Raw genomic sequence first — 11,401 nt, 5'->3', positions numbered from 1 at the left:
GGGCGGGGTGGGGCGTCGCGCGCGTCCCGCCCCCGCCCGACGCCGGCCCGGGGCACCACCGGCGCGCCGGGCCGGGTGTCGCCGTCAGTAGCGGGCCGCGACGCGGTCCTCGTTCGGCATCAGGATCCACAGGACGAGGTAGACGATCACCTGGGTGCCGGGCAGCAGCAGCGACAGCAGGAACAGCAGCCGGATCAGGTTGGCCGAGGTGTTGAACCGGCGGGCCAGGCCGGCGCAGACGCCGGCGAGCATGCGCCCCTCGCGGGGTCGGACCAGTTTGCGACTCATCGTCGTACTCCCACTCTGCGGCGATCCGCCGCTCTGACCTCAACGGTAGGAAGGGACCGCCACCGCGCCCTCCGTCCCGAGGGGGATCTCGTGACCGCGTACCCGTAGGTGGTTACCCGCGCCGGGCACGGCCGACGCACTCCGCCGATCCCTGGTCCGGGTCGCCGGGGCAGGTGCGGGATCCGCTGCGTCGGGTGGCGTCGGTGGCTAGCATCAAGGCGATCACGGCGCGCGGCTGGCGTCGCGCGAACGGGGTGACCGGCGACGTGATCGAGTGCTGACGGGCGTTCGTTCACCGACTGCTAACCTTTCGTCCGTTCTTCTTCAGGCGGGAGGCGACGGTGACCGCTGGCGTGGCGGCTCTCTGGTCGCACCGCAACTCCCTGCGCATCCTGGTCAAGCGGGACCTGGCCGTGAAGTACCAGCAGTCGGTGCTGGGCTACCTCTGGTCGCTGATCGAACCGCTCGGCATGGGTGCGATCTACTTCTTCGTCTTCGGCGTGCTCTACTCCGGCGACACCAGCCGGCACCTGGGGCAGGCGGCGGGTTCGTACCCGCTCTTCCTGATCACCGGCATCTTCGCCTGGATGTGGACGAGTTCGGCGCTGAGCGAGGCGACCAACGCGCTCACCGGGCAGTCCCGCCTGATCACCACGATGAACGTGCCCCGGCAGGTCTTCCCGATCGGCCGGGTGACCGGACGCTTCGCCGAGTACGTCGCGGGCCTGCCGATCCTGGCCACGGTGGCCGCCGTCTACGCGGCGCACGGCCGCATCGAAGCCGGCTGGTCGCTGCTCGCCCTGCCGCTGGCGGTGCTGGTGCAGGCCACCCTGCTGATCGGGCTCTCGCTGCTGCTCTCCGCGGTCAACGTGCTGATGCGCGACGTCGAGCGGTTCATGCGGCTGATCATCCGGGTGCTGTTCTACGCCACGCCGATCATCTACCCGCTGAGCCTGGTACGGGAGTCGGAGCTGCCGGGCTGGCTGAAGGTGGCGTACGAGCTGAACCCGCTGGTCGGGATCTTCCAGCTCCAGCACGCGATCTGGTACCCGGACGAGTTCCCGGACGCCCGGCTGCTGGCCACCACGGTCGGCGGCAGCGTGCTGGTGCTGGTCGCCGGCGCGTGGACGTTCCGCCGGCTCGAACCGGCCGTGCTCAAGGAGCTGTGAGGTGGCCCCGATCATCGAGGCGGAGGGCCTCGGCATCCGGTTCGTCCGCAACCGCCGCCGGCAGTTGCGGCTGCGGGAGCTGTTCATCCACCGGGGTGGACGCGGGGCGGCGGCCGGCCAGTTCTGGCCGTTGCGGGACGTGTCGTTCACCGTGGAGCCGGGCGACACGGTCGGCGTGATCGGGCGCAACGGCACCGGCAAGAGCACACTGCTGCGGCTCGTCGCCGGGGTGCTCATCCCGGACGAGGGGCGGATCACCGTCCGGGGTGACGTGGCGCCGCTGCTGGAGCTGTCCGCCGGGTTCTCCAACGATCTCACCGGGCGGGAGAACCTGTACCTCGTCGGCGGGCTGCACGGGCTGTCGTCGAGGTACCTGAAGCGGCACTTCGACGAGATCGTGTCGTTCGCCGGCGAGCAGGTGGAGCGCGCCATCGACACCTCGGTCCGGCACTACTCGTCTGGCATGAAGGTCCGGCTCGGGTTCGCGATCATCTCCCACCTGCCGCACCCGATCCTGCTGATGGACGAGGTGACCGCGGTGGGTGACGCGGAGTTCCGCAAGAAGTGTTATTCGACGATCGACCGACTGCTCGCGGAGGGGCGCACCTTGGTGCTGGTGTCACACAACGAGAAGGATCTGACCCGGTTCTGCCGGCGGGGGCTGTACCTCGACGGCGGGCGGCTGACCGTGGACGGCACGGTCGCCGAGGCGCTCGACGCGTACCACGCCGCGGTGCCGCGGTGACGCTCGCGATCGTGCTCGCCGCCGGAGCGCCGGCGGCGGGCCTGCCCACGTCGACCGGGGAGCCCCTGGCCGACCGGCTGGCGGCGCAGTGGCGGCGGGCCGGGGTGGGCGAGGTCCGTACGGTCGTCGACCTGGCGGAGCTGGCCGCCCTGGTGGACACCGTCACCGGACCGGTGGTGGTGAGCGGGGCGGACCTGGTCGCGCACACCGCCGTACTCACCCACCTGCGGACCAGCCCGGTCTTGCCGACGGTGGCCCTGGTGCTCACCGACCCGCCCGGCGACGGCCGCGTCGCGGTGCGCGAGGAACGCGGTCAGGTGGTGGCGGCCGGGCCGGAGCTGGCCGACGCGACCGGCGTGTTCGGTGGGGCGCTGCGGGTCGGCGCGGGCGACCTGCCCGCGCTCGCCGCCGCCGCCCGGGCCGCCGCGTCCCGGCCGGCGGCCGGGCCCGCGGTGGACCGGCTCTTCGCCGCCCTCACCGCGCTCGGCACGCTGACCTTCGCCCACCGGGTACGCCTGCTCGTCGCGCACCGGGTCGGCGACGCCGCCGGGCTGCTCGCCGCCGAGGCGGCGCTGTCGGGGGTGGACGAGGACCGCGCCGAGCTGCGGCTGTCGGTCAAGGAGCGGGACGACTTCTTCACCACCTACTTCGTCAGCACCTGGTCGCCGTACGTCACGAAGGCGTGTGCCCGGCTGCGGTTGAGTCCGACCGCGGTCACGATGATCTCGGTGCTCTTCGCCGCCGTCGCGGCGGTGCTCTTCGGTGTCGGCGGCCGGCCCGCCCTGGTGGCCGGCGGTGTCCTGCTCTACCTGGGTTTCGTGCTGGACTGCGTGGACGGGCAGTTGGCCCGGTACACCCGGCACTTCAGCGCCTGGGGCGGCTGGCTGGACACGATGGCCGACCGGGCGAAGGAGTACCTGGTCTACGCCGGTCTCGGGGCGGGGGCCACGGCCGCCGGGTTCCGCCACGGTTGGGCCCTGGCGATCGCGGCGATGACGTTGCAGACCGTCCGGCACATGACCGACGCCTGGTACGGGGTGCTGCACGACGAGGCCGCCCGGCGGCCCCGGCCGGCGGCGGGTGCGGGCAGCGGCATCGGCGGGATGCTGAACGCCGCGTCGACCCGGGTGCAGGCGGACACCGGTTCGGTGTCGTACTGGTTGAAGCGGACGGTGGTCTTCCCGATCGGGGAGCGGTGGGCGTTGATCGCGTTGACCGCCGCGCTGTTCGGCCCGACGGTCAGCCTGGTCGCGGTGCTGGTCTGGGGGTCGCTCGCGTTCGCGTACACGGGGGCGCTGCGGACTCTGCGGGCCCGCTGGATGTGGGTGCCGGTGCTGGACGCCGTCGACGCGACCCTGCACCGGGACGACGGGCCGCTGGCGGCCCGGCTGCCGGTGGTCCGTCCGGTGGGGCCGTTGGCCCTGGCCGTGGTCGGGGTGTTCGGCCCGGCGGTGCTGCTGGTGGCGGCGCTGGTCGCGGCCGGCGACGGGGGCGCGGGCGGGCTGCGCTGGTGGCTGCCGGTGGTGGTGCTGGTGCTGCTGGTGGCCGGGCTGGGCGCCGGGGCGGCGCACAACGGGCCGCTGGACTGGCTGGTGCCGGCGGCGCTGCGGGCCGGGGAGTATCTCTTCGCGATCGCCGTCGGGGTGGTCGGCGGCGCGCCGGCCTGGCTGGTCTTCGGGTACGTCTTCGTGCTCACCCTGCACCACTACGACCTGGTGGCCCGGTTGGAGAAGCGGCAGGCCGCGCCGCCGCTGCACGGGGGGACGCTGGGTTGGGAGGGGCGTTCGGTGCTGCTGACCCTCGCGGGGATCGCCGGTTTTGCGGCTGTTGGTCTGGCTACACTCGGTGCGTACCTTCTCGTGGTATTCGTGGCGAGCGTCGTCCTGACCTGGGTCGTCCTGCCGGCCCGCGCCGCGCGGGCGACGGCCGTACCGGTCTCGGGCGGCTCGCCGGGCTGACGGAGGGCGGCCGGGATGACCCTGATCAGCTTCGTCGTCCCGGCCTACCGGGTGCAGGGCTACCTGCGCGAATGCCTGGACTCGCTGCTCGGGCAGCCGTTCGGCGACATCGAGGTGGTGGGCGTCGACGACGCCTCGCCCGACACCAGTGGCGACATCCTCGACGAGTACGCCGCCCGTGACCGGAGGGTCCGGGTGGTCCGGCTCGCCGAGAACGTGGGGCTCGGGCCGGCCCGCAACGCGGGGCTGGACCGGGCCGTCGGGGAGTACGTGTGGTTCCTCGACGGTGACGACTGGCTGGCCCCGGACTGCCTGCCCGAGGTGGCCGACCGGCTCCGGTCCACCGGCCCGGACGTGCTGGTCGTCGACCACGTCCGGGTGCACTGGAACGACACGGCGAGCCGCAGCGCCATGGCGGAGGTGTTCCCCGAGCCGCCCGGCGAGGTCACCTTCCGGCTGTCCGACCGGCCGGAGGCCCTACGCCTGCTGCACACCGCCTGGAACCGGCTGGTTCGCCGGGAGTTCCTGACCCGCCTGGGGCTGCGTTTCGCCCCCGGCTGGTACGAGGACGTCTCCTTCACCTACCCGCTGTTGCTGGCCGCCGGGCGGATCGGCGTGCTCGACCGGGTCTGCGTGCACTACCGGCAGCGGCGGGCCGGCGCCATCACCCGAACCCGGGGGGACCGGCACTTCGAGGTCTTCGACCAGTGGCACCGGGTGTTCCGGTTCCTCGACGACCACCCGGAACTGGCCGGGCCGCGGCCGGCCCTCTTCGAGCGGATGCTCTGGCACCACCTGACCGTGCTCGGCAACGGCCAGCGGATCGCCCCCGAACTTCGACCGGCCTTCTTCGACCGGATCACCGCCGACTACCGGCGTTTCCTGCCCCCCGGCGGCTATCCGGCGCCGCACGGGGTGGAGGGGCTCAAACACCGGCTGGTGGCGGCGGGACGCTGGCGGACGTTCAGTGCGCTGCGCGGCGCGAACCAGGCCCAGGCGACCGTCCGGGGCACCGCCCGTCGGGTGATGCCGGTGGCCCGGCGGACCGCCCGGCTGGCCCGCGACGGGGTGCTGCGCGAGTACTACCGGGCCGAGTTGCGCCGACCGATCGACCCGACGCTGGCCGTGTACGCCGCCTACTGGTACCGGGGTCGCGCCTGCAATCCGGCGGCCGTCGCCGCTGCTGCCCGGCGGCTCGCGCCGCAGGTCCGCGCGGTGTGGATCGTCCGGCGGGACCGGGTGGACACCCTGCCGCCCGGCACCGAGTACGTGGTGGCGGGCACCCCTGCCTACTACCGGGCGCTGGCCCGGGCGCGCTGGCTGGTCAACAACGTCAACTTCCCGGACTACGTCCGCAAGCGGCCCGGCTCGGTTCACGTGCAGACCCATCACGGCACGCCGGTGAAGGTCATGGGCCTGGACCAGCAGCGGTACCCGTTGGGCGCGGTCGGGATGGACTTCGCCGGGCTGCTGCGCCGGGTGGACCGGTGGGACTACAGCATCACCGCCAACAGCTTCTCCACCCAGATGTGGGAGCGGGCCTACCCGGCGTCGTACGTCACGCTGGAGGTCGGCTACCCGCGCAACGACCGGCTGGCCGTCGCCACCGCCGAGGAGGTGGCCGAGGTCCGTGGGCGGCTCGGGATCGGGCCGGGCGAGCGGGTGGTGCTGTACGCCCCGACGCACCGCGAGCACCTGCCGCGCTACCGCCCGCCCTTCGACCCGGACCGGCTGCTCGACGTGCTCGGGCCCAGCGGACGGCTGCTGATCCGCAGCCACTACTTCCACGATCGGCCGGGGTGGGCCCATCGGCGCGTCCGGGGGAGGGCGGTGGACGTCAGCGACCACCAGTGCGTGGAGGATCTCTACCTCGCCGCCGACGTGCTGGTCACCGACTACTCGTCGGCCATGTTCGACTACGCCGTCCTGGACCGGCCGATCGTGGTCTACGCCCCGGACCGGGACGCGTACGCGCTGGCCCGGGGGGTCTACTTCGACGTGACCGCCGAGCCGCCGGGGGCGGTGGCATTGACCTTCGAGGAGTTGGTGGACGTGTTCCGCGCCGGCGGCGAGTCCGCCTCGGCGGCGACCGAGGCGCGACGGCGGTTCCGGGAACGGTTCTGCGCGCTCGACGACGGCCACGCGGCGGAACGGGTGGTCCGGCGGGTGTTCCTCGGTGAGTCGGCGTGAGGTCGCCCGGATCTGGCAGGTTACTGGTCAGTTAATAGTCCTGTCATAACCTGAACATGGCACGTTTACCCGATGCGCCGGACCGGTGACCCTGACCAGAGTCAAGCGGGGTTCCGGTCGATCTGGGGAGGAGACGGTGACCACCGTCGCGCTCAAGGATGTCACCAAGGTGTTCCCGGACGGGACGCTGGCGGTCGACAACGTCAATCTCGACGTCAACGACGGCGAGTTCATGGTCCTGCTCGGGCCGTCCGGCTGTGGCAAGTCCACCGTCCTGCGGATGGTCGCCGGCCTGGAGGATCCGACCTCCGGGGCGGTGCTGCTCGACGGCGCCTTCGCCAACGACCTGCCGCCCCGGGAACGGAAGATCGCCATGGTCTTCCAGGACTTCGCGCTCTACCCGCACATGACCGTGAACGACAACATCGGCTTCCCGCTGCGGCTGGCCGGGGTCGAGGCGGCCCCGCGCGGTGAACGGATCCAGGACGTGGCCAGCGCGCTCGGCATCGGGGACGTCCTCGGGCGCAAGCCGAGCCAGCTCTCCGGCGGCCAGCGCCAGCGGGTGGCGATGGGGCGGGCGATCGTACGCCGCCCGGGGCTCTTCCTCATGGACGAGCCGCTGTCCAACCTCGACAGCGGGCTCCGCGCGGAGCTGCGCGCGGAGATCTCCGGGCTCACCCGCGAGTTGGGCGTCACCACCGTCTACGTCACGCACGACCAGGCCGAGGCGCTGACCATGGCCGACCGGGTGGCCATCATGCGCCGGGGCGTGTTGCAGGACGTGGGCACCCCCACCCAGGTGTACGGCCGGCCGGCCACCCTCTACGTGGCGGCCTTCCTGGGCAGCCCCCGGATGAACCTGCTGGAGGCGTCGGTCTACGTCCATCTCGACCGGTACATCACGCTGACCCTCGGCGACCAGGCGCTCTACCTGCCCTGGGACGACATCCGCAGCCGGGCGGTGGCGCACTACCACGGGGAGCGCATCGTGGTCGGCATGCGGGCCGAGGCGCTCACCCCGGTCTCGCCGGAGACCCGCGGCGACGTGCTCCAGGGGCGGATCCGCTACCTGGAGCACCACGGGCACGAGTCGCTGGCCTTCCTCGACATCGGCGCCACCGCGATCGTGGTGGACGAGTTGGGGGCACCCGTGGAGAGCGGCCCGGGTGGGCAGCGTGGGCTGCGCCGTTTCGGGCAGGTGATGCAGCGCCTCGCCGGCCGGGCGGCGGAGCCGGAGCCGACGCCGGCGCCCCCGGAGAGCGGCAACCGGGCCAGCGTGCTCAGCGATCCGGGGCGGCACCACCGCCGGTCGGCCGAGTTGGCGGTGCGGCTCGCCCCGTACCCGGCGATCTCGGCCGGTCACCCGATGACGGTGGCGGTACGGATGGACGCCCTGCACTTCTTCGACGAGCGCGGCGACCGGATCGACGTCGGCTGGCGTTGACCCGGCCTTGCCCAGGAAGTTACCGGCAAGTAACGTCGAGGTGTGTCCATCGACTCGCGCCAGGTGGCGTCCGCGCTGCTCGAAGCCGTGCCCTTCGCCCGAACCCTCGGTTTCGAGGTGGTCGAGGTGGCCCCGGAGACCGGCGGTGGGATCCGGGCGGTGGTCCGGCTGCCCGACTCGCCGGCCACCCACAACCACGTCGGCGGTCCGCACGCCGGGGCCATGTTCACGCTCGGGGAGACCGCCTCCGGCGCGGTGGTGATGGCCGCCTTCGGTCACCTGCTCGACCGCGCGGTGCCGCTGGCCGTCCGGGCGGAGATCGCGTACCGGCGGGTGGCGATGGGGCCGGTGCTGGCCACCGCCCGGCTGGGTCGCACGCCGGCCGAGGTGATCGCCGAGCTGGACGCCGGGCAGCGGCCCGAGTTCGACGTCCCGGTCGAGATCGCCACCGAGGACGCCACCCTGACCTCGGCGATGACCGTGGTCTGGACGCTGCGTCCGAAGCGCTGAGGGGAGATCCACGGCCCAAAGCGGTTTGCCGGGCTGGCCCGGTGGATAGATTCGACCTTGTGCTGGGCCTACCCGCGCACGTGACCGCGTGCCTCTTCGATCTGGACGGTGTGCTGACGCAGACCGCCCGGGTGCACAACGCCGCCTGGAAGGAGACCTTCGACGCCTACCTGGCGCGGCGGTCCGCGGCCACCGGCGAGCCGTTCCGGCCCTTCGACCCCGGACCGGACTACCAGCGGTACGTCGACGGCAGGCCGCGGGCCGACGGGGTCCGCACCTTCCTCGCCTCCCGGGGCATCGTGCTGCCCGAGGGGAGCCCGACCGACCCACCGGACGCCGAGACCGTCCACGGAATCGGCAACCGGAAGAACGCCATCCTGCTGGACCGCATCCACCGCGACGGCGTCGACGTCTACCCGGGTTCGGTGACGTACCTGCGGGCGGCGGTCGCCGCCGGGCTGCGCCGGGCGGTCGTCTCGGCCAGCGCCAACTGCCGTGACGTGGTGGCCTCGGCCGGCCTGGAGCCGTTGCTGGAGGCCCGGGTCGACGGCCAGGTGGCCCAGGCCGAAGGGCTGCGCGGCAAGCCACACCCGGACACCTTCCTGGCCGGCGCCGCGCTGCTCGGCGTCGCGCCCGCCAACGCCGCCGTCTTCGAGGACGCCCTCGCCGGAGTGGCCGCCGGCAGGGCCGGAAACTTCGGCTACGTGATCGGCGTCGACCGGGTCGGCCAGGCCGACGAGCTGCGCGCCCACGGCGCCGACATCGTGGTGACCGACCTCGCGGACCTGCTCAAGGGCGCCGCGTGATCCGCGAACGCGCCTATCCGGTCGAGCCCTGGCACGTCCGGGAGACCCGGCTGGACATGGACGTGCTGGCCCAGTCCGAGTCCGTCTTCGCGCTCTCCAACGGCCACATCGGCCTGCGCGGCAACCTCGACGAGGGCGAGCCGCACGGCCTGCCCGGCACCTACCTCAACTCCTTCTACGAGCTGCGCCCGCTGCCGTACGCGGAGGCCGGCTTCGGCTTCCCCGAGTCGGGGCAGACCGTCGTCAACGTCACCAACGGCAAGCTGGTCCGGCTCCTGGTCGACGACGAGCCGCTCGACGTCCGGTACGGCGAACTCCTCAGCCACGAACGCGTCCTCGACCTGCGCGGCGGCACCCTGTACCGGAAGATGCACTGGCGGTCCCCGGCCGGCCGGGAGGTCAAGGTACGCAGTACCCGGTTGGTCTCGTTCACCCAACGCTCGGTCGCCGCGATCCACTACGAGGTCGAGGCGGTGCACGGGCCGTTGCGGCTGATCCTCCAGTCCGAGCTGGTCGCCAACGAGACCCTGCCGGCGCAGAGCCGCGACCCCCGGGTCGCCGCCGTGCTGGAGTCGCCGTTGCAGGCCGAGGAGGAGCTGACCACCGACGACGGCGGCCTGCTCATCCACCGCACCAAGGTCAGCGCGCTGCGGGTGGCCGCGTCGATGGGCCACGACGTGCAGGCCCCCACCAAGGCCACCATCGAGTCCGAGGGATACGAGGACTGGGTGCGTACCACGATCGGGTGCGTGCTCAAGCCGGGCGAGAAGCTGCGGGTGGTCAAGTACCTCGCGTACGGCTGGTCGAGCCGGCGTTCACTGCCGGCGCTGCGCGACCAGGTCGGCGCGGCGCTCGCCGGCGCCCGGCTGGACGGCTGGGAGGGGCTGTGCCGGGAACAGCGGGAGTACCTCGACGAGTTCTGGGAGGCCGCCGACGTCCGGGTCGAGGGTGACCCGGAGGTGCAGCAGGCGGTCCGGTTCGGGTTGTTCCACGTGCTCCAGGCCGGCGCCCGCGCCGAACGGCGGCCGATCGCCGCGAAGGGCCTGACCGGTCCGGGGTATGACGGACACGCGTTCTGGGACACCGAGATGTTCGTGCTGCCGGTGCTCACCTACACCCAGCCGGGCGCGGTCCGCGACGCGCTGCACTGGCGGTACGCCACCCTGGCCCAGGCGCAGGAGCGGGCCCGGACGTTGAACCTGCGCGGCGCGGCGTTCCCCTGGCGCACCATCGAGGGCCCGGAGTCGTCGGCGTACTGGCCGGCGGGCACCGCCGCCTTCCACATCGCCGCCGCCATCGCCGACGCCCTGCGCCGGTACGTGCTGGTCACCGGGGACGTCCAGCTGGAGCGGGAGATCGGGCTGGAACTGTTGGTCGAGACGGCCCGGCTGTGGCGCTCCCTCGGCCACCACGACCGGCACGGCCGTTTCCACATCGACGGGGTGACCGGTCCGGACGAGTACACCGCGGTCAAGAACGACAACATCTACACCAACCTGATGGCCCAGCGGAACCTGCTCACCGCCGCTGAGTACGCCATGCGCCACCGGGACCAGGCGATCGACCTCGGGGTGACCGAGGAGGAGGCGGCCGGGTGGCGGGACGCGGCGAACGCCATGTTCGTCCCGTACGACGCGGGTCTGGACGTGCACGAGCAGGTGGAGGGCTTCACCCGGTTGCAGGAGTGGGACTTCGAGCACACCCCGACGGAGAAGTACCCGCTGCTGCTGCACTACCCGTACTTCGACCTGTACCGCAAGCAGGTGGTCAAGCAGGCCGACCTGGTGCTGGCCATGCACTGGCGGGGGGACGCGTTCACCGCCGCCGAGAAGCTGCGCAACTTCCTGTACTACGAGCGGCGTACCGTCCGGGACTCGTCGCTGTCGGCCTGCACCCAGGCGGTGATCGCCGCGGAGGTCGGTAACCCCGAGTTGGCGCACCGCTACCTGCGGGAGGCCGCGTTGATGGACCTGCACGACCTGAACGAGAACACCCGGGACGGCGTGCACATGGCCTCACTGGCCGGGGCGTGGATCGCGCTGGTCGCCGGGCTCGGGGGGCTGCGGGACCACGACGGGACGCTGTCCTTCGCCCCCCGGCTGCCCAGCCGGCTGAGCCGTCTGGACTTCTCGGTGCAGTGGCGGTCGATGCGGCTGCGGGTGGACGTCCGGCCTCACCAGGTCACGTACTGGCTGCGCAACGGCGGCCCCGACTCGGTGGTCGAGCTGCGCCACCACGGTGAGCAGGTGTGGGTGACCTCCGCCCAACCGGTCACCGTCCCGGTGCCGACC

General features: G+C 72.6%; 9 protein-coding genes. 8 read left to right on the top strand and 1 reads right to left on the bottom strand.

From position 1 onward, the window contains the following. Positions 1-84 precede the first annotated feature (84 nt). Complete coding sequence (locus tag E1165_RS24950) at positions 85-288, bottom strand: PspC domain-containing protein (protein ID WP_132394177.1); 204 nt, start codon at positions 286-288, stop codon at positions 85-87. Positions 289-629: 341 nt separating this feature from the next. On the opposite strand from E1165_RS24950, the gene E1165_RS24945 reads away from it, so the two are divergent. From E1165_RS24945 to E1165_RS24910, 8 genes are all read left to right on the top strand, one after another. Continuing rightward, entirely contained in the window at positions 630-1,457 is an 828-nt protein-coding gene (locus E1165_RS24945; RefSeq protein WP_132394176.1) for an ABC transporter permease, read from the top strand. 1 nt (position 1,458) lies between these two features. Then, positions 1,459-2,202: an ABC transporter ATP-binding protein gene (locus tag E1165_RS24940; protein ID WP_132394175.1), complete on the top strand. Its 744-nt coding sequence runs from the start codon at positions 1,459-1,461 to the stop codon at positions 2,200-2,202. Beyond that, complete coding sequence (locus E1165_RS24935; RefSeq protein ID WP_132394174.1) at positions 2,199-4,160, top strand: DUF5941 domain-containing protein; 1,962 nt, start codon at positions 2,199-2,201, stop codon at positions 4,158-4,160. Before E1165_RS24940 ends, E1165_RS24935 begins: the two co-directional genes overlap by 4 nt. Before the next feature lie 15 nt (positions 4,161-4,175). Next, entirely contained in the window at positions 4,176-6,350 is a 2,175-nt protein-coding gene (locus E1165_RS24930) for a bifunctional glycosyltransferase family 2 protein/CDP-glycerol:glycerophosphate glycerophosphotransferase (protein ID WP_132394173.1), read from the top strand. Between the two features lie 136 nt (positions 6,351-6,486). Beyond that, positions 6,487-7,794, top strand: coding sequence for an ABC transporter ATP-binding protein (locus tag E1165_RS24925; RefSeq protein WP_132394172.1), 1,308 nt, complete (start codon positions 6,487-6,489; stop codon positions 7,792-7,794). Positions 7,795-7,836: 42 nt separating this feature from the next. Continuing rightward, positions 7,837-8,304, top strand: coding sequence for a DUF4442 domain-containing protein (locus E1165_RS24920; RefSeq protein WP_132394171.1), 468 nt, complete (start codon positions 7,837-7,839; stop codon positions 8,302-8,304). Between the two features lie 59 nt (positions 8,305-8,363). Then, positions 8,364-9,110 carry an HAD family phosphatase gene (locus tag E1165_RS24915; RefSeq protein ID WP_132394170.1) on the top strand — a complete coding sequence of 249 codons (747 nt, stop codon included), beginning with the start codon at positions 8,364-8,366 and terminating at the stop codon, positions 9,108-9,110. After that, a partial coding sequence (locus E1165_RS24910; protein ID WP_132394169.1) for a glycoside hydrolase family 65 protein occupies positions 9,107-11,401 on the top strand: 2,295 nt, incomplete at its 3' end. The genes E1165_RS24915 and E1165_RS24910, both read left to right, overlap by 4 nt.

This window comes from Micromonospora sp. KC723, from assembly GCF_004348595.1.
Taxonomy (GTDB): domain Bacteria; phylum Actinomycetota; class Actinomycetes; order Mycobacteriales; family Micromonosporaceae; genus Micromonospora.
This window is presented reverse-complemented; position numbering and strand designations above follow the sequence as displayed.

Excerpts from the sequence above, each read along its gene's own strand:
- E1165_RS24950 (WP_132394177.1), bottom strand. The coding sequence starts at position 288 with ATGAGTCGCAAACTGGTCCGACCCCGCGAGGGGCGCATGCTCGCCGGC.
- E1165_RS24930 (WP_132394173.1), top strand. The coding sequence starts at position 4,176 with ATGACCCTGATCAGCTTCGTCGTCCCGGCCTACCGGGTGCAGGGCTAC.